At 40.4% G+C, this 23270-nt stretch carries 28 protein-coding genes; 24 read left to right on the top strand and 4 right to left on the bottom strand.

Features of this window, described 5'->3' with window-relative positions:
- Positions 1-306 precede the first annotated feature (306 nt).
- From AC0VX7_RS14980 to AC0VX7_RS14950, 7 genes are all read left to right on the top strand, one after another.
- Positions 307-1161, top strand: coding sequence for a M15 family metallopeptidase (locus AC0VX7_RS14980; RefSeq protein WP_475424887.1), 855 nt, complete (start codon positions 307-309; stop codon positions 1159-1161).
- 232 nt (positions 1162-1393) lie between these two features.
- The gene (locus tag AC0VX7_RS14975; protein WP_475428163.1) at positions 1394-3790 is read left to right on the top strand and encodes a heavy metal translocating P-type ATPase; all 2397 of its coding nucleotides are present in this window, start codon (positions 1394-1396) and stop codon (positions 3788-3790) included.
- Positions 3791-3818: 28 nt separating this feature from the next.
- Positions 3819-4025, top strand: a complete 207-nt coding sequence (gene copZ, locus AC0VX7_RS14970; protein WP_214910653.1) for a copper chaperone CopZ — start codon at positions 3819-3821, stop codon at positions 4023-4025.
- Between the two features lie 210 nt (positions 4026-4235).
- A complete protein-coding gene (locus AC0VX7_RS14965) occupies positions 4236-5723 on the top strand; it encodes a lmo1851 family serine protease (RefSeq protein WP_475428162.1) in 1488 nt (495 codons plus the stop codon).
- A 62-nt stretch (positions 5724-5785) separates the two neighbouring features.
- Positions 5786-6700, top strand: coding sequence for a CobW family GTP-binding protein (locus tag AC0VX7_RS14960; RefSeq protein WP_475424886.1), 915 nt, complete (start codon positions 5786-5788; stop codon positions 6698-6700).
- Between the two features lie 46 nt (positions 6701-6746).
- Positions 6747-6944: a DUF2188 domain-containing protein gene (locus AC0VX7_RS14955; RefSeq protein WP_475424885.1), complete on the top strand. Its 198-nt coding sequence runs from the start codon at positions 6747-6749 to the stop codon at positions 6942-6944.
- A 157-nt stretch (positions 6945-7101) separates the two neighbouring features.
- Positions 7102-7938 carry a hypothetical protein gene (locus tag AC0VX7_RS14950; protein ID WP_475424884.1) on the top strand — a complete coding sequence of 279 codons (837 nt, stop codon included), beginning with the start codon at positions 7102-7104 and terminating at the stop codon, positions 7936-7938.
- Between the two features lie 243 nt (positions 7939-8181).
- On the opposite strand, the gene AC0VX7_RS14945 is transcribed toward AC0VX7_RS14950, so the two are convergent.
- Positions 8182-8421, bottom strand: coding sequence for a DNA alkylation repair protein (locus AC0VX7_RS14945; RefSeq protein ID WP_475424883.1), 240 nt, complete (start codon positions 8419-8421; stop codon positions 8182-8184).
- A 110-nt stretch (positions 8422-8531) separates the two neighbouring features.
- Between AC0VX7_RS14945 and AC0VX7_RS14940 the strand changes: the two genes are divergently transcribed.
- The 11 genes from AC0VX7_RS14940 to AC0VX7_RS14890 all read left to right on the top strand — a co-directional run bounded on the left by AC0VX7_RS14940 (position 8532) and on the right by AC0VX7_RS14890 (position 16258).
- Complete coding sequence (locus AC0VX7_RS14940; protein ID WP_475424882.1) at positions 8532-8816, top strand: hypothetical protein; 285 nt, start codon at positions 8532-8534, stop codon at positions 8814-8816.
- A 453-nt stretch (positions 8817-9269) separates the two neighbouring features.
- Positions 9270-9596, top strand: coding sequence for a rhodanese-like domain-containing protein (locus tag AC0VX7_RS14935; protein ID WP_215033578.1), 327 nt, complete (start codon positions 9270-9272; stop codon positions 9594-9596).
- Between the two features lie 11 nt (positions 9597-9607).
- Entirely contained in the window at positions 9608-9871 is a 264-nt protein-coding gene (locus AC0VX7_RS14930) for a metal-sensitive transcriptional regulator (protein ID WP_041968319.1), read from the top strand.
- A 124-nt stretch (positions 9872-9995) separates the two neighbouring features.
- Positions 9996-10361, top strand: a complete 366-nt coding sequence (locus AC0VX7_RS14925) for a rhodanese-like domain-containing protein (protein ID WP_023627705.1) — start codon at positions 9996-9998, stop codon at positions 10359-10361.
- Positions 10362-10382: 21 nt separating this feature from the next.
- Positions 10383-10676, top strand: coding sequence for a rhodanese-like domain-containing protein (locus tag AC0VX7_RS14920; RefSeq protein ID WP_475424881.1), 294 nt, complete (start codon positions 10383-10385; stop codon positions 10674-10676).
- A gap of 199 nt (positions 10677-10875) precedes the next feature.
- The gene (locus AC0VX7_RS14915) at positions 10876-11160 is read left to right on the top strand and encodes a hypothetical protein (RefSeq protein WP_475424880.1); all 285 of its coding nucleotides are present in this window, start codon (positions 10876-10878) and stop codon (positions 11158-11160) included.
- A gap of 353 nt (positions 11161-11513) precedes the next feature.
- Complete coding sequence (locus AC0VX7_RS14910; protein ID WP_475424879.1) at positions 11514-12479, top strand: WD40 repeat domain-containing protein; 966 nt, start codon at positions 11514-11516, stop codon at positions 12477-12479.
- A gap of 4 nt (positions 12480-12483) precedes the next feature.
- On the top strand, positions 12484-13164 hold the full coding sequence (locus AC0VX7_RS14905; protein ID WP_475424878.1) for a response regulator transcription factor: 681 nt from the start codon (positions 12484-12486) through the stop codon (positions 13162-13164).
- Positions 13161-14564, top strand: coding sequence for a sensor histidine kinase (locus tag AC0VX7_RS14900; RefSeq protein WP_475424877.1), 1404 nt, complete (start codon positions 13161-13163; stop codon positions 14562-14564). Before AC0VX7_RS14905 ends, AC0VX7_RS14900 begins: the two co-directional genes overlap by 4 nt.
- Positions 14565-14640: 76 nt before the next feature.
- The gene (locus AC0VX7_RS14895) at positions 14641-15111 is read left to right on the top strand and encodes a FixH family protein (RefSeq protein ID WP_475424876.1); all 471 of its coding nucleotides are present in this window, start codon (positions 14641-14643) and stop codon (positions 15109-15111) included.
- Between the two features lie 418 nt (positions 15112-15529).
- Entirely contained in the window at positions 15530-16258 is a 729-nt protein-coding gene (locus AC0VX7_RS14890) for a CAP domain-containing protein (RefSeq protein WP_475424875.1), read from the top strand.
- 258 nt (positions 16259-16516) lie between these two features.
- On the opposite strand, the gene AC0VX7_RS14885 is transcribed toward AC0VX7_RS14890, so the two are convergent.
- The gene (locus tag AC0VX7_RS14885; RefSeq protein WP_475424874.1) at positions 16517-16990 is read right to left on the bottom strand and encodes an Hsp20/alpha crystallin family protein; all 474 of its coding nucleotides are present in this window, start codon (positions 16988-16990) and stop codon (positions 16517-16519) included.
- Positions 16991-17161: 171 nt separating this feature from the next.
- Here AC0VX7_RS14885 and AC0VX7_RS14880 point away from each other — a divergent pair, with 171 nt between their 5' ends.
- Positions 17162-17941: an SDR family oxidoreductase gene (locus AC0VX7_RS14880; protein ID WP_475424873.1), complete on the top strand. Its 780-nt coding sequence runs from the start codon at positions 17162-17164 to the stop codon at positions 17939-17941.
- Positions 17942-18291: 350 nt separating this feature from the next.
- Positions 18292-18456, top strand: coding sequence for a hypothetical protein (locus AC0VX7_RS14875; protein WP_215033585.1), 165 nt, complete (start codon positions 18292-18294; stop codon positions 18454-18456).
- A gap of 42 nt (positions 18457-18498) precedes the next feature.
- Here the strand turns inward: AC0VX7_RS14875 and AC0VX7_RS14870 are convergent, their stop codons facing one another.
- Together AC0VX7_RS14870 and AC0VX7_RS14865 are read right to left on the bottom strand one after the other, a co-directional pair.
- Positions 18499-19059 (bottom strand): GNAT family N-acetyltransferase, encoded by a 561-nt coding sequence (locus AC0VX7_RS14870; RefSeq protein ID WP_475424872.1) that lies wholly within the window; start codon positions 19057-19059, stop codon positions 18499-18501.
- Between the two features lie 272 nt (positions 19060-19331).
- Positions 19332-20456 carry an amidohydrolase gene (locus tag AC0VX7_RS14865; RefSeq protein WP_475424871.1) on the bottom strand — a complete coding sequence of 375 codons (1125 nt, stop codon included), beginning with the start codon at positions 20454-20456 and terminating at the stop codon, positions 19332-19334.
- A gap of 162 nt (positions 20457-20618) precedes the next feature.
- On the opposite strand from AC0VX7_RS14865, the gene AC0VX7_RS14860 reads away from it, so the two are divergent.
- From AC0VX7_RS14860 to AC0VX7_RS14845, 4 genes are all read left to right on the top strand, one after another.
- The gene (locus AC0VX7_RS14860) at positions 20619-20939 is read left to right on the top strand and encodes a DUF4870 domain-containing protein (RefSeq protein WP_084135592.1); all 321 of its coding nucleotides are present in this window, start codon (positions 20619-20621) and stop codon (positions 20937-20939) included.
- Between the two features lie 203 nt (positions 20940-21142).
- Complete coding sequence (locus AC0VX7_RS14855; RefSeq protein WP_215033538.1) at positions 21143-21343, top strand: PLD nuclease N-terminal domain-containing protein; 201 nt, start codon at positions 21143-21145, stop codon at positions 21341-21343.
- The gene (locus AC0VX7_RS14850) at positions 21343-22251 is read left to right on the top strand and encodes an ABC transporter ATP-binding protein (RefSeq protein WP_475424870.1); all 909 of its coding nucleotides are present in this window, start codon (positions 21343-21345) and stop codon (positions 22249-22251) included. The genes AC0VX7_RS14855 and AC0VX7_RS14850 overlap by 1 nt, the downstream gene beginning before the upstream one ends.
- Positions 22248-23027 (top strand): ABC transporter permease, encoded by a 780-nt coding sequence (locus tag AC0VX7_RS14845; protein WP_475424869.1) that lies wholly within the window; start codon positions 22248-22250, stop codon positions 23025-23027. Before AC0VX7_RS14850 ends, AC0VX7_RS14845 begins: the two co-directional genes overlap by 4 nt.
- The last annotated feature ends 243 nt before the right edge of the window (positions 23028-23270 follow it).

The following is a 23270-nucleotide window of genomic DNA, read 5'->3' as shown; positions in this document are numbered from 1 at the left end:
ATGGACATTTCGGATGCCAGTTGATCACAAAATGTCTAAAAAACCTTGTTTAATGGACATTTCCAATATCAGTTGACTACAAAATGTCTATTAACCTCTGTTTGAATATATAACTAATGTCGCTTGAAGCCAAAATCCATATAATAAGGGAATCTATACGTTTTCGCCACATGAAGAAGTTTGCACCTTCCTTGAAGCAGGCATAATGTATAAAGGTAATAATGGGAAAAAAGGCCATTCGAAAGTTTGTGGAAAAATGTTAGAATGGTGTTATTGCCTTAAAATGTTTGAAGATTGGTGGACGTAATGAAAAAAATATTATTATTGCTTGCAGTGCCTATTTTGTTGACAGGTTGTGGCCGTATAGAGCCTTACTTGGAAAAGATTCCGTACCTGGGAGAAAAGCTGGTTGGACAAGATGAACAGGCTGATCAACCAGTTGAAGGGGTAGATGAAGGCCCCGAGGATAAAGAGGTTAATGATGTTTCCGAAGAGGACAAGCCAGCGGAAGATGAACTGACACTAGAAGCCGCCTATTTCAATGTCATCCAGGATTCAGACGGGAAGAATGTCATCCAGAATCCGCAAAACACGATGTCACTCGTTAACAAAATTTTCGGGCTGCCGGATAACTATATTCCTGCAGATCTAGTTCGTCCCAATGTTCCATTCTCTTTTGGAGATGCGAAGCTTGAAAAGAGCTTGATGAGGGTAGAAGCTGCAGAAGCTCTGGAAAAAATGTTTGTCGGTGCCAGGAACGATGGAATTGAACTCGCTGCTGTTTCCGGTTACCGATCATATGGACGCCAGGAAACCCTTTTCGATGCTGAAGTGAACAAAGTTGGTGAAGAAAAAGCTCTTCAGGCAGTTGCCAGACCTGGAAGCAGTGAACATCAAACAGGATTGACAATGGACATCTCAAGCAAGACAAACAATTTTAATCTCAATGAACAGTTCGGCTCAACGAAAGAAGGGGTGTGGCTTGCCCACAATGCCCATAAATACGGGTTTATCCTCAGATATCCCAGGGGTAAAGAAGGTATAACCGGCTATATGTATGAACCATGGCATTTCAGGTATGTGGGAATCAGGGCAGCAACTGAAATTTATGAAAACGATTGGACCCTGGAAGAGTATTTTGAAAATGTGAAGAAAATATAGGAGAAGCCTGGCTGCCAATGCCAGGCTTTTTTTAAAAATATGTAGATCATCAATCAATCTTACTGCACAAATTTCAGTAAGCATTAAATGTGACATTTTTAACTGTTATATTCACAATTAGGGGTAAAATAAAAAATAAACACAAACTTTATGGTTGCCAAATATACTATACAGGGGTATAGTAATTGGTGTAGAGGGAATGGAATTTTTCGATTGAAACGGGGTGTAAATGATGAAAGAGCAAATGACTGTCGACATAACGGGTATGACTTGTGCTTCCTGTTCCACTAGGATTGAGAAAGTCCTTAATAAAATGGATGGCGTAGAGGCAACTGTAAACCTGGCAATGGAAAATGCCTCAGTCACATATGAATCTGAAAGAATTAATCCTGACGATATATTCAATAAAATCAACGATCTGGGGTACGGTGTCCGAAACGAAAAAATGGATTTGGATGTTTTCGGCATGACGTGTGCAGCTTGTTCAACAAGGATTGAAAAGGTCCTAAATAAGATGGACGGTATGGTTTCAGCAACCGTCAACCTTGCAACAGAATCCGCTTCAGTTGAGTTTAATGGTGCGGTCCTGTCAGTTGATAAAATCATCGCGAAGATCCAGGATCTGGGCTATGATGCAAAGGAGAAAGTCCAGCGGGAAGCGAAGGCTCAGCAAAAAGAAGAGGAAATCAATGCTAAGAAACGAAAGTTATTCATTTCGATCATTTTATCACTTCCGCTTCTTTATACAATGATTGGCCACGCTCCCTGGGATACGGGACTGCCGATGCCTCATTTGTTAATGAATCCGTGGTTCCAGCTATTATTGGCAACACCGGTTCAATTCTGGATCGGCGGACAATTTTATGTAGGTGCTTATAAGTCGCTCAAGAACAAGAGTGCGAATATGGATGTTCTGGTGGCTCTTGGTACATCGGCTGCATATTTCTATAGTCTTGCAGAAGCAATAAAAACAATTGGCAATCCGGATTATATGCCGCATTTATACTTCGAAACCAGTGCTGTCCTGATTACTTTGATCCTGGTAGGTAAATTATTTGAGGCTCTTGCAAAAGGACGTACAACTGAAGCAATCTCCAAGCTTTTAAGCCTTCAGGCTAAAGAAGCTACTGTCATCAGGGATGGCGAGGAGATTAAAATCCCGATTGAAGAAGTAAGTGTAAATGATACGATCATCGTTAAACCAGGCGAGAAGATTCCAGTCGATGGCAAGGTTGTATCCGGCCAGTCCGCTGTTGATGAAGCGATGATCACCGGGGAATCAATTCCGGTTGAAAAAGCAGCTGGCGATTCTTTGATTGGTGCTACCATCAATAAAAATGGTACTTTAACGATGACTGCAACCAAGGTCGGTAAAGACACGGCCCTGGCAGGAATTATTAAGGTAGTCGAGGACGCGCAGGGAAGCAAGGCACCGATCCAGCGTGTGGCAGATCAGATTTCTGGAATTTTCGTTCCGATTGTTGTCGCAATCGCGATCGTTACATTCCTTGTCTGGTACTTTGTCATCACGCCTGGCGACTTTGCTTCAGCCCTTGAAACAGCCATTGCCGTGCTCGTGATTGCCTGCCCTTGTGCACTAGGTCTCGCAACTCCAACCTCCATCATGGTCGGAACAGGAAAAGGCGCAGAAACTGGGATTCTTTTTAAGGGTGGAGAGCACTTAGAGGCTACTCACAAAATCAATGCTATTGTTCTTGATAAAACGGGAACAATTACTAAAGGGAAGCCAAGCGTAACCGACCTTGAGATTTTCAGTGAAGAGGAAAAGGTCCTTAAATATTTGGTATCTGCCGAAAAAGCTTCCGAGCATCCACTTGCGGAAGCAATTGTGGAATATGGTAACGCAAGAAGTATAGAGGTATTGCAAATGGATGAGTTCTCAGCGATACCGGGGCACGGAATTGTAGCAACCATCAATGGGGAGAAAGTCTTTGTAGGAACCAGGAAACTGATGGGCAAAGAAGGTATAGAATTCGCTCTATATGAAGACCGCCTTGAGAGACTGGAGACTGAAGGCAAGACTGCGATGATGATTGCGATTAACGATAAGGTGAATGGAATAGTCGCGGTTGCCGATACAGTAAAGGAAACAGCGAAAACTGCGATTGAAGAACTCAAATCCATGGGTATTGAAGTGTATATGCTTACTGGTGACAATACGCGAACTGCTAAAGCAATTGCGGCCCAGGTTGGAGTTGACAATGTAATAGCAGAAGTTCTTCCTGAAGAAAAGGCGAACCATGTCAAAGAACTTCAGTTAAAAGGAAAGAAAGTCGCGATGGTCGGGGACGGCATCAATGACGCACCTGCACTTGCGCTTGCTGATATTGGTATTGCCATCGGAACAGGAACGGATGTTGCCATCGAGGCTGCCGACGTCACTATTCTCGGCGGGGAATTGACGCTGATTCCAAAAGCAATCTCATTAAGTAAAAAGACGATGCAAAACATCCGCCAAAACTTGTTCTGGGCTCTTGCATATAACTCTGCAGGTATCCCGATTGCTGCCATAGGTCTCCTGGCGCCTTGGTTGGCAGGGGCAGCAATGGCATTCAGTTCAGTTTCTGTAGTGACTAATTCCCTTCGTTTGAAGCGGATTAAGTTATAAATTTTAAAATAAGAGAGGAAGATTTTAAATGGAAAAAACAACATTAAATGTATCAGGAATGACTTGCGGACACTGCGAAAAGGCAGTTAAGAACGCTTTGATGGGAGTAGACGGAGTGGCTAGCGTCGTCGTTTCCCTTTCGGAAGGAAAAGCTGAAGTAGAATATGATGCTTCAAAAGCAGAAGTAAGCAAAATGAAGACAGCAGTAGAAGATCAAGGATATGATGTAGAATAGGATCTCAAAGCAGCGGTGATGAACCGCTGCTTTTTTTTGGGCCTGTAATTATAAATCGTCCACCGTGGAATTGTGGAGCTGACCAAGCCGCTATCGCTATTCTGGTGCATTACCTATTTTTCTGTTAATTTCAGATTAAAAATGTTATCCTAATCATTAAGGATTTTAAGCTTGATTGGAAAGTGGTGAAAAGGGTTGGATCAGCAAAATATGAATGAAGAAAACAAAGAAGAGCTAAAGGGTCAAGAAAAAACAGCAGAAGCTGAGGCTAAAAATAGTTTTCTTCGGATAAAGAAGTTCCACTTTGCAATGCTGTTGTTTTTTCTAGTCTTTTTAACAGCGGGAATCACTACCTTTGCGCTTGCTTTCGGCGAAGACAAGCCAGCAGTGCAGGTAATTAGAGAAAGAGAAGAATTTGCAAAGCTATACGACGCATATGATACTTTGAAAAATGACTATTTCCAGGAAGTTGATCAGGAAAAGCTAATAAATGGTGCGATTGATGGAATGCTTGAATCATTGGACGATCCATATTCGGATTATATGAGCCAGGAAGATGCAAAGAATTTCCATCAGAGCCTGTCATCTTCATTTGAGGGAATTGGAGCAGAAATTCAGGAGAGGGATGGTTACATTTTTATTGTTACTCCACTGAAGGGTTCTCCTGCGGAAAAAGCAGGTCTTCAACCAGAGGATAAAATCATGTCAGTGGATGGAAAAAGTCTTCAAGGCATGAGTACGACTGAAGCAGTTGCTCTTATTAGAGGAGAAAAGGGTACGGACGTAAAGCTGTCAATTCTTCGTCAGGGCGGAGAAAAACCGGTTGATGTCACAATAACCCGAGACACGATACCGATTGAAACGGTATATGGTGAGATGATGGACGGAGGAATTGCAAAAGTCCAGATCACCAATTTCTCGCAAAACACTGCAAATGAGCTAGTCAATATTTTGAATGACCTCCAGAAACAAGGAATGAAAGGACTCGTACTGGATCTTCGTCAAAATCCAGGTGGGCTCCTGGATCAGGCAATCAAAATATCCAGTCTCTTTGTGCCTGAGGGGGAAATACTCTTCCAGGTTGAAGACCGTGAAGGCAATGTAGAGAAATATGCATCAGAGAACGAAAATAATAATAACCTTCCTTTAGTTGTCATCATTGATAAGGGGAGTGCGAGTGCATCCGAAATCCTTGCAGGGGCTGTCAGTGAATCAGCCGGAGTTCCTCTTATTGGCGAAAAGTCATTCGGAAAAGGCACAGTCCAGAGAGCGGAGGATTTTTCAGACGGATCGAATATGAAGTTCACGACAGAAAAATGGCTGACTCCTAAAGGCAATTGGATTCATAAGAAAGGCATTAAGCCGGATCATGAAGTCCCAATGCCTGAATATGCCTCATTACCTTTCATCGATCCGGAAACTGAATTAAAGGTATCAACAGCTTCTGAACAAGTCAGGGCTGCACAAAAGATGCTGAAAGCTCTAGGTTTTGAACCAGGCCGTGAGGATGGTTTCTATGATGAAAAGACAAAGGAAGCTGTCATTGAATTCCAAAAATCAAAAGAGCTTGAAGAAACAGGTATTCTTAAAGGAAGCTCAACTATCGAATTAATGAATGCTCTGCGCGAACAGATTAAGGATGACGATCCACAAGTTCAGAAAGCAATAGAAGTGTTAAAGCAGGAAATGAATAAATAAAAAGAATCTCCAGCTTTTGCTGGAGATTTTCCATATTACATAGGAAAAAAGGTGATGAGAACATGAAAAAAGCAGAGGTTTATATTTTGTCCGGTTTCCTGGGTACAGGCAAAACGACGTTACTTAAGCAAATTTTACAGCATGAAAAAAATAGCGGACGGAACATTGCAGTTATGATGAACGAGCTAGGCAGTGTTTCGATCGATTCAGATGCCGTTGACACAGATGTTCCTTTAAAGGAGCTGTTGGGAGGGTGTATTTGCTGTACAATCCAGGACAAGCTCGAATCCCAGCTTCAAGGATTGTTATTTGATCACGATTTAGATGCCATTTACATAGAGACCACTGGTGCAGCTCATCCAGTAGAAGTTTTGGATGCTGTCCTTTCTCCATTGTTTGCAGACAAGCTTGCGATAAAAGGAATCATTACGACTGTAGATGGCAAACAGTGGCTCAATAGGCAGTCATTAGACCCCCAAGTCCATCAGCTTTTGCTTGAGCAAGTAAAGCATGCTGACCTTAACATCGTCAATAAATCAGATTTGCTCAATGAGTCAGAGCAAGCAAAAATCAGCATGGACATTCAAGGCCTAAATCCTCAAGCTAAATGTATTTTGAGCACCTATTCGAAAGTGCCCATTAAACTGCTAGAGGGATTGGCGTATACCGAAAAAGCTAAAAGTGCGGGTGCGCATGTTCAGGCAGATCTTAGACTAAGCACGTTTGTGCATCAATTCCAGAGTTCTATCAGCCAGAAAGATTTTGAAGATTTTTTAAGGTCGCTGCCGGATTCCATATACCGGATAAAAGGATATGTATTATTTGACCATTCTCAATATCCCGACCTATTCCAATATTCGTATGGGATGCCATTATATATGAAGGAATATATGAAAATGCCGCTCAATCTCGTTTTCATCGGCCAGGTAACGGATTGGAGACTGATTGAAGAGCAGCTGAAGGAGCTGGAAAAGTAAGTCTGTTTTCGATTGCTGGACATGGGGTAAAAGAGGTATATCTTCGATGGAAAGGATGATTAAAATGCCTTGGACAAAGAATGATTATCCATCCTCAATGAAGAACCTTGATCCTGATGTCCGCGAGAAAGCTATTGAGATAGCAAACGCGCTTGTTGAGGAAGAACATTATGATGATGGAAAAGCAATCCCGATTGCGATTGACAAAGCAAGGGAATATGTAGAAAACCATGAAGATGATTAAACTATGCCCAGCGCTGCTGGGTTTTTGTTTGCTTTAAAGTGGGACCATCTGAATAGTAAAAAGCAAAAAAGCAAAAACTTTCATGAAGTATAATTCTGCTCAGTTGAAATTAAAATGAAAAGCAAGATTAAAGCCGAGTGAAAAAGAGATGATCTAAATGCAAACAATAAAAATTATTTTAATGACAATTTTTCTTCTTGCCATAACTGGAAATAACATAGAAGCCGGTAAGACTCCAAAAATGGACCAGATTAAAATGACACAGTGGGAAGAGGTTAATGAAATTCTGCCCAGGTACAGCAAGTTCACAGTGGTCGATTTGGAAACAGGCTTGAAATTCCGGGTTCAAAGGAGAGCGGGAAGCAACCATGCGGATGTCCAGCCGTTAACCCCAAAAGATACCGCAATCATGAAGAAGGTTTATAGTGGGAAGTGGAGCTGGAAACGCAGAGCGATTATCGTCATCTCAGAAGATGGGAAAATTGCAGCCTCAATGCATGGAATGCCGCATGGTGGCGGAGCCTTGAAAAATAACTTTCCAGGTCATTTTTGCATACATTTTTATGGGAGCACGACCCACAGGACGAACTTCATGGATCTATCACATAAACTGATGATTCTGAAGTCAGCAGGAAAGCTCGAAAAATACCTGGAACAAACGGACCCATACGATTTGGTCAACGCATATATCGCAGGGTTAAAACAGCAGGACCGTAACATTGTTTACTTGATCTCACTGCAAGACCTTGAGTGGGAAAAGCTGCTGCCCAAAATTGAGAATATCAGGATTTCCCGGATGGAGGTTTTGCCAGCCGAGGATGTGGGAGATCAGCTGAGCCTCACCGTACCTGTTGAGCTTAATTTGCAGCTAAAAGGAGTCGGCAGCAAGACTTTTAACGGTGAAGTCATCCTGGTGAGATTCATGCCTAATGAACAATGGAGAGTGGATGCAATAAATTTCTTTGAGGAAAATGGGATTCAGTTAAGCAAATAAAGGTGTTTTCGTAAATAATGTTGTTAAAATCCTAAAGCCGATTTTAACGTAATATATACTAATTTTGCAGGTCGATATTAAGTTTGCATGCTCTTTTCTCATATGAACCGTCAAGTTTAAGAAGGAATATAGGTAATTCAATCTAATTTTGTATTCAATAGCAATAAAGTTTGAGAAAAGAGCCTAAATAAAAAAGCTTGAGAAACCTCAAGCTTTTTGTATGTTGTGAATACCGCTCCTATTTTAGCTTTCACCAAACTTCGCAAAGGTTTTTTCATCCTCAACCAATCCGCAGGCTGCGCACTGGATTTTCAGTTCAGGACCCTTGTATGGAAGATGAAAAGGCTCAAGCTGGTCGTTTGTATACTGCTCCACTATTTCACCTGATTGAGGATTTAATTTCACAGGCTGAGGTATTTGGGAGATCATATTGAATCTTGTCCTGTTAGTCTTACAGTTAGGGCATCGATATGGTTTGCTCATAGTTATTCTCCTTTAAAGTAATTTAACTTATTTTTTGCATTGTCTGTTGAAAATATGTAAATATACTAGTGAGGGTTTGACCTAGTTAATTATCTGCAGGAGGCATAAGGATGCTAGCAATGGATTATGAAAAGATACTAAATGAGTACAGGACTATATGGAACAATCGAAGACTTCAATCTGACCAGTCACCAGAGGACATTCTTAAAGAAGCTATACAAAGAAATTTGAAGGATGAAAATTCCCATCCAAGAGCAAGAAGGACATTAATGGAAAAATATTATCTTGCCACAAAAAGAATTTTAGAAGCATCTTTGACAAGTGAGAGTAAAATCATATTGTTACAGTTGCATATGGAACTGGTTGAAGCAATCCAGGATGAAACAGGGAAGTAAATATCTGACCACCGCTTAATTGGCATTTATATATTGGTGTGTGAGATGATAAAATGATATAAAATTATTAAAGTAGGAAGCGATCCTTGCTTCTTTTTTTGTTTATCAGGAAATTATAAAAAAATTTCAATGTGGATAACTATACGGGTTTTCTTAATCCAGCTCCAGCGCCTAGCCCCACGAGTCGCTTCGGTCCGCCCAATGAAGTCAAAGAACGACTTCACTGGTCGGCCCTCCGTGGCACACGATGTGCTAGACCCGCCAGCCACAGGACGTGGCGTTTTAAGGCGGGCAGCGCTTGTCGGGGCTGAACGAGGCGCTTGCGCTTTTTGTTCTGTCTTAATAAAAGTGTCAAAAATATCAACTTTAACTATTGATTTTATACCCCTAATGGTATATTATTTATATTGTAAGTTCAGTAATGAACAAGATATAACAAGAGGTGAAGAGTAGTTGCTCACAAGTTTAATCATCAGTCTCCTTTTGGTCACTTTAGTTTTCAACCGTTATGTCCCAGTAAGAAATCTACCAGCGGTAAAGGATTATGAAAAGGATGCAGTATTTGTCGATCTTAGAGATTATCAGGATTCTGCAAAAAATCCAGTAAATGGAGCAATAAATATTCCTTGCGGATATTTGAAACGATATATTAAAGAAATTCCGAACAGGCATATTGTCATCATTGCCTCCAATGAATTGGAAAAGAACTTTGGTGCAAGATTGCTAAAAAAATATGGTTACAATGTTAAAGGATATACCATTACTGGTCCATCACAATAGGAGGTGGCAAGGTGGAGTACAATAAGGAAATTGTCAATCGTTTGAAAAGAATCGAAGGACAGGTTAGGGGCAGCATCCGGCTGCTTGAAGAACAGGAAGAATGCAAGTCGGTGGTGACCCAATTATCTGCAATCCGTTCTGCAGTTGACCGTACGATTGCTTTGGTTGTCAGCAAAAATCTTGAACAATGCCTGATTAACGATATACAAGAAGGCAGAGAAACGTCACAGGCTGTAAATGATGCTGTAGAATTACTTGTCAAGAGCAGAAAATAATATGATTTCTATTCTTGACAAGGTGTTTTTTGTCACTTAAAATACCCTTATAGGTATACGGGATGACCATGATTCCATCCCTGCAAGATCATGAATAACTAAAATGATAAAGAGGTGCATACGGATGGATGTAGTAATTAATGTATTAATTGTCGTTCTTGCTGTGGCTTTCTTATGGAGCCGTTTCGCTCCAACTAAGGGAGTTAATCAAATCACGACAGCACAACTAGGTGAAATGATGAAAACAAAGAAAGCTGGAGTGCAATACGTTGATGTAAGGACTCCAGGAGAATATAAAGGAAATCACATCAAAGGATTCAAGAATATCCCGCTTCAACAGCTTGCTAACCGTACAGGAGAACTTTCACAGGATAAAGACGTAGTCGTCATTTGCCAGAGCGGTATGCGCAGCAGCCAGGCAAGCAAGTTATTGAAAAAAGCAGGATTTAATAATGTTACTAATGTTAAGGGCGGCATGAGCGCCTGGTAATTATAAAGGGGGAAATTGAAAATGCAACAGATGACACCAACAGAAGTGCAAAACGGATTGGGCTCTAATGAATTTGAAGTTGTTGATGTTCGTGAAGTAAGTGAAGTAGCACAAGGGAAAATTCCGGGAGCAATCCATATTCCATTAGGACTTCTAGAGTTCAGGATGAATGAATTAGACAAGAACAAAACTTACGTAATGGTCTGCCGCTCAGGCGGTCGCAGTTCTAGAGCCACTCAATTTCTTGAGTACTATGGCTATAATGTAATCAACATGCAAGGCGGCATGATGGCTTGGCAAGGTCCAACTGAATAAAACCCAAAAAGAGATGGCGTTCGCCGTCTCTTTTTCTTTGCAAAATAGTAAATTCATATTGGGTGTATTATACTGGGCATTGTCATATCCTGAAGCATTTTTCCAGGAAATGTCGAAATAGACTTGCTTGTTTTTAACAAAATTCGTACACTAATATTGAAAAGAATATTTCGACAATTATTAACAAGGAGGAATTCTGATGTCTGGTTTAAGCCGCGTGGAGTTGGAACTTGTTAGAGAAAGTGTTCATGTCGAAGGTATCCATGAATTGTTAGTTAAGGGATGCTGGGTTGAAGATCAAGACCATCGTTGTATAGTATCTCAGGGGCAAATTGAGTTCAGTGGGGGGTTCCATGATTCTTATTTTAAGATCAACCTGAAACCTAACGAACTTATTATTGAATCAGACAGTCCATGGGAACTAGAAGTACTTGCTGAAGAACTGAAAGAAATAGCCGTTAAAAAGGCAATAATATTAAAATAACATTTACAAACTTTAGAACTTGTCACCAGTAACGGGGGCAAGTTTTTTCTTTTTTATCTAGGCTCTTTTCTAAAACTTTGTTGCTATTTGACTACAAAAAAGAATTTTATGACCATTTTTCTTGATAAAGTTGACTCTTTTGTGAGAAAAGAGCATGCAAACTTTATTCCGAACTGCAAAATTGCCTTATATTACGTTAAAATCGGCTTTAGGATTTTAACAACAATCTTTACGAAAATAGCCTTTATCTAAATCTGTTGATAAAAAATACCCCCGCTAGTTCGATTTCATAGAATTATCACAAATTAGAGATATAATATTATGAGATACTTGTGAGAGAAAAGGAGTAAATTATGAAGTGGATTTATATAATTGCCGCAACGACTTTCACTGTTTTGTTATCTGCCTGTTCTTTTGAATCTTTTGAGCCTATACGAAAAGATTCTTCTATTATATCTACGATAAATATCAAGGAAATGACAATTTCATTCTATGACATGGAAAAGGGTGAGAAATTACCTGACTGGAATGTAGACCGCCCTTACATCGGAGGACTGATCCTTCCTGATAAGGATACGATATTGCTTTATGGAAAGGCTTTGAATACTGCTGACTTATACTCATTAAGCAAAGGAAAGAAGATTGAGTCCTGGAAAACCGGAGAGGGAATCGTAAACGCATTACTAGTTGAGGATGGAACTCATATTGCGTTCGCAGATCAGGAAAGGGACAGTGTCCGATTTTTCGACATCGGTGGAACAGAAGTTGATGAGGTTAGGGTAGAAAAAGAGCCGTTGACACTTCTTGAGGCTGAGAACAAACTCTATGCGATCAGTTATAATCAAGAAATTCTGAGCATAGTCGACCTGAAAAATAAACAGCGGCTTCCAGGGTTTGAAATCCATCCTGCAGCAGCCGGAGCACTAATGTGCAGGGAGAAGGATGAGCTATGGATTGGCGGGCACGGCAAAGGAACTGAAGTTGAAGAGCTGATTCACATATATGACCTTAATAGTGGACGTTTAATAAAAGAGATTTCAGCGCCTGTAATGCCTGTGGATTTCACAAAGGATGAAGATGATATATTCGTTCTGAGCCATGGATCGAATATGCTGTATAAATTGGCAGAGGACGGAACAAAGAAGGGTTCTTTAAAGGTGGGTGCAAATCCGTTCGAAATTGATTTCTTTGCAGATAAGCTTATTGTTGCTGGGTACGACAGCAACGAAGTATATATAATTGACCCGGAAAGCCTAACCATCGAAAAAACGCTGGAAGTAGGCAACGGACCATTTCAAATAGTAACGAGGGAGAGATAATAGTATGAATCCCATAAATGTTTTAATCATAGATGACGAAGAGGATATGCGTAATCTTGTTCAAATGTATTTGGAGAATTCCGGCTTTAAATGTGCACATGCTGCTGACGGGGTTGAAGGGTTGAGAAAACTCCATGAACAAGTATTTGATCTTGTAATCCTTGATATTATGATGCCTTTTGAAGATGGCTTTGCTGTTTGCGGAAAGATACGGACCTTTTCACAAGTGCCGATCATCTTCTTATCAGCTAAAGGGGAAGAATGGGATAAGGTAAGAGCACTCCAGCTTGGAGGAGACGATTATATAGTCAAGCCTTTCAGTCCGGGTGAACTTGTAGCCAGAATCAATGCTTTGTTAAGAAGGACATCTTTTGTCAAAAATGATGAAGATACAGTGACTCTAGGAAAGATCAATATTGATAAGAAGGGCAGAAGAGTCAGTGTGGAAGGAGAGATTGTCCCTCTTACCCTAAAAGAGTTTGAGTTGCTCGTATTTCTCGTTCAGCACCAGGGTCAGGCTCTAAGCAGGGAGCAGCTTCTTGAATTTGTGTGGGGCATGGACTACCATGGCAGCCTGAGGACAGTTGACACCCACATTAAGACGCTGAGGATGAAGCTGGGGACTGGAGACTATATTCAAACAATCTGGGGTGTAGGGTATAAATTTGAGGTGCCAGCAACATGATTTCTTTCTCTGACAGCCTGTTTAAAAAACTTTGGCTGACGGTTACTGCAACAATTTTGGTGACCGTATTGTATTCCTTCTTTTTATCTTATCTTTTTTATGAAAAGTTATATGTCGATATAGTTGAAGAATCTTTGTTAGAAGAAGGAAACCGCCTCGCCAGCGATTATACAGGCGGCCCATTGACCGATGAAATGAAGCAGCGGGTTGAATGGTATAATGAAAAGTCGGAATCCGAGGTATTTCTTGTCAGTAACCCCAAAGAATTAAGCGCCTGCCTCCCATATTCAATTGATTATGAAACATTAATAGGGAAGGAAGAGCGTGAACTGCTTTTAAAAGGTGAACCGGTCATGAAATCAGGTTTTGAGGAAAGGTTTGGCAGGAAGATTCTTGCTGTGGCAATTCCACTCCTTGATAATAACCGACTTGAAGGAATTATTTATTTATATGTTCCCCTCGCTAAAATCTCTGAGTTAACCGTTGATTTTTCTTTTTTATGGCTGATTGGCGGTGTATTATTCATCGTTATTGCTGCCTTCCTGGGTTTTAAAATGCTTCGCAGGCTAACGAGGCCACTTGCTGCCATGAAGGAGGCAGCCGAAAGAGTATCTGGAGGAGATTATTCAGCACGGGTCAATATTAAATCAGACGACGAAATTGGCGAGCTTGCAAAAGCCTTCAACCATATGTCAGAGTCTGTTCAGAAAGAGGATGAGAAAAAGAGGGAATTCCTCGCTGATGTTTCTCATGAACTTAGGACTCCGATCAGCTATATTAAAGGTTATAGCGAAGCACTGGAAACTGGAATGATAAAAGAAACGGATGAAAAGAATAAATATTTAAAGCTTATCAACAGGGAATCTGGCAGGATGGTTAAGCTCGTTGAGGATTTACTCGATTTATCGAGACTGGACGCGGATGAATACCGGTTAATAAAAAATCCTTTTTCATTAGCACAGCTCATGGAGGATTTTATAACCAAGTATGGTCCAGCCTTGAAAGAAAAAAACATCAGCTTAACACTTGATCTTGATCCAGATATCATCATTTACGGAGATGAGGGGAGACTCGAACAGATCTTTCAGAACATAATCGACAATTCCATACGCTATACAGAAAGTGGCGGAAGCATCTCAATCATGCTTTCCAAGCACGTCTATGGCTGTAAAGTTGAAATTGCAGACACTGGAACGGGAATACCAGAGGAGGATATCAACAAACTGACTGAACGTTTTTATAGAGTGAATAAGGCGAGATCAAGGGCAGATGGTGGTACTGGACTTGGTCTGGCGATTGTTGATAAATTAATTAAGCTACATGATGGTAAAATGGAAATAGCAAGCGAGCTAGGAAAAGGAACGACCATCAGTCTCTATTTTCCGGCCGTCGAATTATAGAGATTGTTAATAAAGTTAATCATCTTTCCGAATTTTGGAACCAAGATAACACAAAATTATTTAAGGGGTAAATTGAATGAAACGATTGTTGGTTACTTTAATGGCAGTATTGCTAGGTTTGTTAGCGACAGCTTGTGCACAGCAGGAAGTAGAAGAAGAACCACAATTTTTGGAAGTTGAGCTTACAGCAAATCCTGAAAAAGCTCAATTAAATGAAGACGTTACTTTCGAGGCTAAGGTTACTTATGGTACTGAAGAAGTAAAGGATGCCGACGAAGTGAAATTCGAAATCTGGCGCTCTCAAGCAGAAGAACATGACAAGATAGTGGTCGAACATGACGAAAACGGGATTTATCGCTGGAATAAGTCATTTGAAGAGGAAGGAACCTACTATATCATTGCTCACGTTACAGCACGCAGCATGCATAACATGCCAAAGATTGAATTTGTAGTCGGCAATCCAAGTGAGCCGGAGGAAAATGAAAAATCCACTGAAATGGATATGGAGGACCATGATACAGAGTCTGATGAAGAGCAAGGACATTAAAAGGGAAAGCGGCGATTGCCGCTTTTTTTTCATTTTACCACTGTCTCATGCTAATGGAGGTCAGAACTGAGTGATTCCACTTTATCGTGTAACATACATTAATGATTGTCATATTAACGAAAAAAATGTCATCTATGATGTAAATCTTAAAGGCTGTCAATATCTTTATTATTCCTCTTTTTGGTTAAACTGGTGTGGAAAATATAAATAGGAAAAAGCTAGAATTAAATCTTAATATTAAAAATTACTTTGAAAGCCTTTTAATCTATGACATTCAGGCTCAATATGAAATATTTAACAGAATTATTATCTATTGAATAATAGTATTTCCTTTTTAATCCAGGTTTATTACAAAAATCCCATGATATGATTAGTTTGCAAGAGAGAGACAAACTAAATTTTCGGGAGGAATTCGGGAATGAACAAGAAAATGATTCTTACAGCTTTTGCTGCAGCTGCCTTATTCGCAGCAAATCCAGCTATGGATAAAGCAGATGCATCTACTATACAATCAAAGGTTTACTACTATCAAAGTGGAAATGTAAGCAATGAACAAATCAATTCTATCTTACAAAAGTATTTTAAGAACTACCAATTTTCATGGAAACAAGCTCAGCCTACTAACAATAATGTACAGGAGCCTGTTGAAAAAACAGCACCAGCACCTGTAAAAGAACCTGCTCCAGCACCAGCTCCAGCACCAGCTCCAGTTCAGGAGCCAGCTAAAGCACCTGCTCAAGAACCTGCTGCAGCACCAGTTTCTTCAGCAGTTAGTGCCTATGAACAAAAAGTAGTAGAGTTGACAAATCAGGAGAGAGCAAAGAATGGTTTGAAACCACTTGCACTTGATACTGAACTAAGCAAAGTAGCGAGGGAAAAATCCCGCGATATGCAAAGCAAAGGCTATTTCAGCCACACTAGCCCAACTTATGGTTCTCCTTTTGATATGATGAAAAAGTTTGGAATCTCATACAGTTCAGCAGGTGAAAACATTGCTATGGGACAGCGTACACCGGAGGAAGTAGTGAAAGCATGGATGAATAGTTCTGGCCACCGTGCAAATATCTTAAACTCAAGCTATACACACATTGGTGTAGGCCATGTAGCAACAGGCAACTATTGGACACAAATGTTCATTGGTAAATAATAAACTCAAAAAGAGCAGCCGCCAGGCTGTTCTTTTTTTAGATTCTTTTCATAAGGCTCTTTTCTCAAACTTTGTTGCTATTTGACTACAAAATAGGATTTAATTACTTTTATTCCTTCGTAAAGTTGACCCTTTTGTGAGAAAAGAGCATGCAAACTTAATACAGACCTGCAAAATGGTTTTATATTACGTTAAAATCGGCTTTAGGATTTTAACAACAATCTATACGAAAACAGACTTTCTTAAAATTCGTTTCAATTAATTAGATATGTCAATTTCTGCGTATTGCATATCCACGATTTTATGAAGCCTTAATTCCAGTACTCCATCCCTGTAGTTTGCTGCCGCACCCTTCCGCTTAACGGTTGCTGGCAATACTAATGTGTGTTTATCTGACATATCAGGAATGTGTTCAATGATTACCTGATTTGAAGTATAGAGAAGCTTCATTTGTTTAAGCAAAGCCTCATCTTTAAGCGGAACCCTTACAAAAACAAAATCATGAGTTTCGAACATTTCCGCATTTAATCTCGCAGTCCCTTTGACTGGATCAGATGAATTTTGCTGCTGCATACCTTTCAGCCATTCTTCAGGCTTTAACATCCCTTTCATATCCGGCTGGAGCATTTTGCCCATCATTTGCTGGACATAATTTTCGATTTCATCTGGTTTCATTTCTAAAAATTTCTTCTGTGTATTTCGGTCGAACGGCAATAGATTCCATGGAAACAATTATATCCCGCCTTTCAAGCAGACCATCTTCGATATGGATATTATATGCAGGCATCGGCCCAGCGGTTAAAGTCAAATTGTTCCCAATATATGAAGGCTAAAAGTTGCAAAACAGCTTGCTTCTTTTTAGTATAGTGATAAGTAATCTAATGAGGATGAGGGGTACAGGTTGTGGAAAATAAAACGGCTTTGATTACCGGAGGTGCCACCGGTTTAGGAAGACGAACAGCACTGCAGCTTGCTGCCGAAGGTATAAACGTAATTATAAATTATCGGAACAGCAAAATAGAGGCTGAACAGCTAGCGGCGGAACTATCGGAAGTGTTCAACACAAAGAATATTTGTGTTCAGGGAGATATAACAAATTATGAAGATTGTGAAAAAATTGTTTCGCAGGCTTTGAAGGAATTCACTGCGATTGATATAGTCGTTCATAATGCAGGACCATATATTTCGGAAAGAAAGAAAATGGCCGATTATCAAATACATGAATGGACTTACTTAATTAATGGCAATTTAAACGCCGTTTTCTATTTATCAAATTTGCTGATACCTTCTATGAGGAAACGGAAGTGGGGGAGGATCATTACAGTTGGTTTCGACAGGGTGGAGTCGGCTCCTGGGTGGATTTACAGGTCTGCTTTTGCCGCAGCTAAGTCAGGACTGGCTTCATTAACAAAGACTCTTGCGTTGGAAGAGGCGGAAAACGGGATCACAGCCAATATGGTCTGCCCTGGTGACATCACTGGCGAATGGAAAGAAAGATCAATCATCGAATCCCTGAATGCCAGGGACTCTTCCGTACCAGTTGGCAGACCTGGAACAGGCGAAGATATCTCAAGGGTTATCAGCTTTCTTGCGAATGATGAATCCAGCTTTATAACGGGAAGTATCATCCCTATTACAGGCGGCAAAGATGTGCTGGGGAAAGCTCTCCGTGAAAACCTTTAGGAGGAGCCATTAAAAACGCCAATCATGGCGTTTTATTTCCAGAAATGAAAGTATAAATTTCCACTTCGAGAATTGTCCAGCTTCAGCGCCTAGCCCCTCGAGTCGCTTCGATCCGCCCAATGAAGTCAAAGAACGACTTCACTGGTCGGCCCTCCAGCGCTTGTCGGGGCTGAACGAGGCGCTTGCGCCTTTCTTATGGTACATTGAGGAGTTATAGATGACCGTTTTTGAAAAAAACCTAATTGAATAACCAGAAGCAGGTTGGGAAAACTAATAACAATTAGCAGTCAAATCGAATTGAATTATCTAATAATTAATAGTATTTAGTTTAATTCTGCGGGGTGTTGAAAATGGGAATAGGGTTTAACATGAATAGGATCAATCCAAATCAGACGCAGGTTTTCTTTGAGGATGGACGGTATGAAACATTGACAGATGCCGAACTCGAAGCATTCCTGTCAGAGGCTTCCTTATCGGAGCGAGAAGAAACAACTGGGCAGGATCTGTTCAATTAGAAAACGCCCTGTATTTTTCAGGGCGTTTTGTATATTGGTGAATTATGCCTCCAACAAATGGGCTGCTTCTTCTTCCTGGACACCAGACCTTTTTAGGTACAGTGTATATTGATCCTTAGGAATTTCATACAGATCGTAAATCTCTCCATTAGCATTTAACTGCTCATAAATGTGCTTGCGGGTTTCGTTTGCCTTCACAACATAAGGCAGCTTTTCTGCTGCTTTGATAGAGCGGATATTAACTTTCCTGATACGCATGAAAATGGTCTCAATCCCAATATCATAAAATAATTCCTGGAAGAAAGCGTCTTTAGCCAAGGTGTTGTATCCTTTGCCATGGAAAGGTTTCCCCAGCCAGGTGCCTAAAAAACCGGCTCCTTCCTGAATATCAAATAGATTGATCGTGCCGATTGGAGCTCCCCACTCGTCAAGTATGGTACGGGAGATTAATTCTCCTTGTTCTTCTGCTTCAATCGTGTGCTTTGTAATAAATACGAATTCTTCATATGAATGTGCCTTTTGGCGCACAAAAGGGAAGACCTCCGGATGCGCCATCAGCTCAAATAATTCGTGGCAATCATGTAGATCGCGTTTCTTGAGCATTTTGTATCCCTCCACGCAGGGCAGTCCTATCTCGTGCGAATGTAACTACACGGCCACCCTCGAAATTTTTTGTATTGCTAAAAAATTTCGGGGTGGGAATCGAACCCACTAGAACCAGGATACTGGTGGCGCACCATTTGCCTTCCCTAATCACTTTGCTTTATGAAATTTTATTTCCAAAGAGTATAATACAGGATATTTTCAAAAAAGAAAATAGGTTTTTTACCCTTTTTTTCTGTGTTTTTTTGCCAAGAATCTGCAGCGATTTTCGACTAAATCTGATAAACAACTTTGCCATTGATCATTGTCCACATTGGCTTTGCGCTGAAGTGGAATGGATGTTGATTCCAAAGGACCAAATCAGCATCTTTCCCAGGCTCGATACTGCCGACACGGTCATCAACCCGCAGGTTCCTTGCTGGCAAAATCGTGATTCCTTCGAGTGCTTTTTGTTCAGATAATCCTTCCCTCACGGCGATGGCCGCACAAAGGTTTAAGTACTGGATTGGGGTGTATGGGTGATCAGTCGTGACAGATACTTCAACACCATGGTCAGTCAGTTCCTGATAAGTTTTCCAGCTCTTATTCTTAAGTTCCACTTTCGAACGGCGGGTGAGTGTTGGGCCTACTGAAACTTTTAAATTCAGGCCGGCCAGCTCTTCTGCAATTAAATGGCCTTCAGTACAATGCTCGATCCGTAAATCTAGATTGAATTCCTCAGCAAATCTGATCGCAGACATGATATCATCTGCTCTATGGGCATGGATCCTTACAGGAATTTCCCTATGCAAAGCTTTAATGATCGGCTTAACTCTCAGGGATTCCGGATTTTCAGCATTCATCGCCTCGTAAAAAGCTTCCCTTAGCATTCCCATTATCCCCATACGAGTGATGGAATCTTTATTCCCCATACTGTGAATTCGTTTCGGGTTTTCACCCAGTGCAATTTTAAGTCCTGCTGTTTCTTGGATAATCATGTTCTTAACGTTTTTTCCAGCCGTTTTAATGACAGAAGTCGTTCCGCCGATTACATTCGCACTTCCAGGCATAACATGTGCCGTGGTAATTCCATATTTAAGTGCATCGCCGAATGCAGGGTCGAGCGGGTAGACGCCGTCAATCGCCCGAACGTGAGGACTCATCGGCTCAATTGTTTCGTTGGCATCATTTCCGGCCCATCCTGTACCTTCATCATAAAGGCCGAGGTGAGTATGGACATCAATGAAGCCTGGAAGCAAAAAGTTGTTTTTACAATCAATAACCTCGTACCCAGGTTCAATCGTAATTTCAGATTCTATTTTTATTATTTTTCCTTCTTTTATGAGAACATCACAATTTGCCTTTGGCTCAGAGATGATTGGCATTACTTTTGCATTCTTAAGTAGTATCCTATTCATTTTCCATCCTATCCTGTCTTTATTTTGCTGCACATTAGCTACACTTTGTTCCTTCTAAAAGGAAAACCCTTAATTTTCATTATAATGAAAAAGTTCATCTTTAATGAAACTTTTTTACTGTTTTTCCGTAAAGTTAATTATAAGAGTATTGGAGGGGAAACAATGCCAAAAAATGATGAAAGACTTATTGCAGCAGGCATTTATATTATTAGCTTTTTTACTGCTTTTCTTGGACCGCTGATTATCTGGCTCGTTAAAAAGGACGATTCCAGCTATATCGATTATCATGGAAGGGAATATATGAACTTTTTTATTTCTTATACTGTATATGGAATTGTCAGCGGTATTCTTGTCATCTTGTTAATTGGGATCTTTATGTTGTGGGTCATCGGGATATTGGCCATGATATTCACCATTGTAGGTGCGATAAAAGCATATGAAGGTCAGGAATATCGAATACCATTCATTTTCAGGCTCCTGTAACAAATAAGATTTTAAATACATTATCCGGCATATTGTATGTCGGATATTTTTTATGCTTTTTTCACTCGGTTGTTTCTTGCTTGTCATTAGAATTGACTTTGTCGCAATGTTTTATAAAAATCCGCTCCTAAAATTAAAATTCTTTGAACGAATTTTTACTTCAGCCGTCTTATGAATGTAAGACAAATGAGGAGGTCATCAAAATGGAATTATTCGCTGACATTAATTGGGCTTTAATTGCACCTATATTGTTCATACAAGTTATTTTATTAGTTGTTGCGGTGATTGATTTAATAAAGATCGAAAAAACAAACGGTCCGAAATGGGTTTGGGCAATCGTTATATTGGTGGTTAACATTATTGGGCCTATCCTGTATTTCGTGATTGGAAGGAGAAATCAATAATGCCCCTAGTCGAAGTAGAAAATTTGGAAAAGAGTTTTAAGGACTTGCGAGTGATTAAAGGAGTAAATTTCCAGTTGGAAAATGGTAAATGTGTAGCTTTGATTGGAGCCAATGGTGCAGGTAAAACGACTACACTGAAAATGCTCTCTGGGCTGCTTGAACCAACAAAAGGAAAAATATCTTTCGCTGGGGAAAAGCAGGGGGGTGATCATCGTCGGTTGATTGGTTATCTCCCGCAGCATCCTGTATTTCATGATTGGATGACGGCAAGGGAATTTCTCGAGTATGTTGGAAAACTATCAGGATTGACTACAAAGAAAGCGAAGGAACGGTCAGCTGAGCTGTTAGAACTTGTGGGGATTGCGGATGCAAAAAACAGGAGAATCAGCAAGTTTTCCGGCGGAATGAAGCAGCGCCTCGGGATTGCCCAGGCGATTATCCATAGACCTAAACTGATCATGCTGGATGAGCCAGTTTCTGCTTTGGACCCTTTCGGCAGACGTGAAGTTCTTGAACTGCTGGAAAAGCTAAAGAAGGAAGCGACTGTATTATTCTCTACTCATATCCTAAATGATGCCGAGGAAGTTTGTGAAAGTATTTTGTTTCTGCACAATGGAGAAATCATTGAGTCTGGAACAATGGATGAATTCAGGGAGAAATATCACCAGTCAAAAATCGATCTTGTTTTTAGCCAAGAAGCCTCCAGTTTTTTAAAATCCCTTTCAAAACACCCCCAAATCGTTTCTATGGAAATTGAAGGCAATAAAGCGAGTATTTACACTGAAGACCTTGAAGCAGTTAAAGAGGTTATACTGATCCAGGCAGCCAGGGAGAACTGGCCGCTCACTAAATATGAAATCGGTTCAATCAGTCTCGAAGATGTATTCATGAAGGTGGTGCAAAAATGAAGCAATGGTTTACGCTACTAAACAAAGAATTCCTGGAGATTGCAAGGGACTATAAATGGATTTGGATGCCGATTACCTTTATTTTGCTTGGAGTGATGGATCCTCTGACCACCTACTATTTGCCGGAAATCCTTAATTCTGTTGGCGGCCTCCCAGAAGGGGCAGTATTTGAAATACCCGAACCTTCTGCTCAAGAAGTTTTTATCATGAGTTTGGGACAATACCAGATGATTGGAATATTGATCATCGCCCTCTCCATGATGGGAACAGTTGCCGGGGAGAGAAAGAGCGGTGTCGCACAGCTGATCCTCGTCAAACCAGTTTCCTATTTCTCTTATATCACTTCCAAATGGGCAGCTGCACTTATACTAATCGTCGTTTCATTGTTCCTTGGAATGTTGGCAAGCTGGTATTATACTGGCGTTCTGTTTGAGTTTATTCCATTTGGCACTTTCATGGAATCGTTCGGTCTATATTCATTATGGCTCACATTGGTATTGTCCTTCGTAATCCTTTGCAGTGCAATGTTCATGCAGCCAGTCGCGGCCGGTATGGTAGCGCTTGTTACCGTCTTTATTTCTACAATAATAGGAGGTTCCTTCCAGCACCTCCTCGAATGGAGTCCGACACAGCTCCTTCCCTATGTTTCTGAAAGGTTGATTACCGAAAAGTGGCCAGAGCATGTTTGGCCAGCGACAGGTATAACTTTAACAATGACTGTTTTGTTTGTATTATTGGCAATATATATCTTTAAAAGAAAAGAGCTTGCAGATTAAGATCTGGTCAATGACCGGGTCTTATTTTTTTGCTAGGAAAGAAGAACTGTTTTAAACTGATATTTTGTCGAAATGTTTCGATAACGCAAATGGAAAAATGATTCTTTTAACATATTTCTACGGAATTTTATCTTAATGATATTCGCGTGAATAATAATTTATACCTATTTTTCTGGATAATGACTGGATTTGGCTGTCGAATTCATTATATTGCTAAAACTTAGTTTTTGAATATAATGAAAA

The sequence above is a fragment of the Mesobacillus sp. QJM3NY_10 genome (assembly GCF_056173465.1).
Note: the sequence above shows the minus strand (reverse complement) of the source record. Positions and strands in the feature narration are given on the sequence as shown.

Bases quoted from the DNA above. Each gene is read 5' to 3' on its own strand.
- AC0VX7_RS14980 (WP_475424887.1), top strand. From the start codon at position 307: ATGAAAAAAATATTATTATTGCTTGCAGTGCCTATTTTGTTGACAGGT.
- AC0VX7_RS14975 (WP_475428163.1), top strand. From the start codon at position 1,394: ATGAAAGAGCAAATGACTGTCGACATAACGGGTATGACTTGTGCTTCC.
- copZ (WP_214910653.1), top strand. From the start codon at position 3,819: ATGGAAAAAACAACATTAAATGTATCAGGAATGACTTGCGGACACTGC.
- AC0VX7_RS14965 (WP_475428162.1), top strand. From the start codon at position 4,236: ATGAATGAAGAAAACAAAGAAGAGCTAAAGGGTCAAGAAAAAACAGCA.
- AC0VX7_RS14960 (WP_475424886.1), top strand. From the start codon at position 5,786: ATGAAAAAAGCAGAGGTTTATATTTTGTCCGGTTTCCTGGGTACAGGC.
- AC0VX7_RS14955 (WP_475424885.1), top strand. From the start codon at position 6,747: ATGGAAAGGATGATTAAAATGCCTTGGACAAAGAATGATTATCCATCC.
- AC0VX7_RS14950 (WP_475424884.1), top strand. From the start codon at position 7,102: ATGCAAACAATAAAAATTATTTTAATGACAATTTTTCTTCTTGCCATA.
- AC0VX7_RS14945 (WP_475424883.1), bottom strand. From the start codon at position 8,421: ATGAGCAAACCATATCGATGCCCTAACTGTAAGACTAACAGGACAAGA.
- AC0VX7_RS14940 (WP_475424882.1), top strand. From the start codon at position 8,532: ATGCTAGCAATGGATTATGAAAAGATACTAAATGAGTACAGGACTATA.
- AC0VX7_RS14925 (WP_023627705.1), top strand. From the start codon at position 9,996: ATGGATGTAGTAATTAATGTATTAATTGTCGTTCTTGCTGTGGCTTTC.
- AC0VX7_RS14920 (WP_475424881.1), top strand. From the start codon at position 10,383: ATGCAACAGATGACACCAACAGAAGTGCAAAACGGATTGGGCTCTAAT.
- AC0VX7_RS14915 (WP_475424880.1), top strand. From the start codon at position 10,876: ATGTCTGGTTTAAGCCGCGTGGAGTTGGAACTTGTTAGAGAAAGTGTT.
- AC0VX7_RS14910 (WP_475424879.1), top strand. From the start codon at position 11,514: ATGAAGTGGATTTATATAATTGCCGCAACGACTTTCACTGTTTTGTTA.
- AC0VX7_RS14905 (WP_475424878.1), top strand. From the start codon at position 12,484: ATGAATCCCATAAATGTTTTAATCATAGATGACGAAGAGGATATGCGT.
- AC0VX7_RS14900 (WP_475424877.1), top strand. From the start codon at position 13,161: ATGATTTCTTTCTCTGACAGCCTGTTTAAAAAACTTTGGCTGACGGTT.
- AC0VX7_RS14895 (WP_475424876.1), top strand. From the start codon at position 14,641: ATGAAACGATTGTTGGTTACTTTAATGGCAGTATTGCTAGGTTTGTTA.
- AC0VX7_RS14890 (WP_475424875.1), top strand. From the start codon at position 15,530: ATGAACAAGAAAATGATTCTTACAGCTTTTGCTGCAGCTGCCTTATTC.
- AC0VX7_RS14875 (WP_215033585.1), top strand. From the start codon at position 18,292: ATGGGAATAGGGTTTAACATGAATAGGATCAATCCAAATCAGACGCAG.
- AC0VX7_RS14870 (WP_475424872.1), bottom strand. From the start codon at position 19,059: ATGCTCAAGAAACGCGATCTACATGATTGCCACGAATTATTTGAGCTG.
- AC0VX7_RS14865 (WP_475424871.1), bottom strand. From the start codon at position 20,456: ATGAATAGGATACTACTTAAGAATGCAAAAGTAATGCCAATCATCTCT.
- AC0VX7_RS14860 (WP_084135592.1), top strand. From the start codon at position 20,619: ATGCCAAAAAATGATGAAAGACTTATTGCAGCAGGCATTTATATTATT.
- AC0VX7_RS14855 (WP_215033538.1), top strand. From the start codon at position 21,143: ATGGAATTATTCGCTGACATTAATTGGGCTTTAATTGCACCTATATTG.
- AC0VX7_RS14850 (WP_475424870.1), top strand. From the start codon at position 21,343: ATGCCCCTAGTCGAAGTAGAAAATTTGGAAAAGAGTTTTAAGGACTTG.
- AC0VX7_RS14845 (WP_475424869.1), top strand. From the start codon at position 22,248: ATGAAGCAATGGTTTACGCTACTAAACAAAGAATTCCTGGAGATTGCA.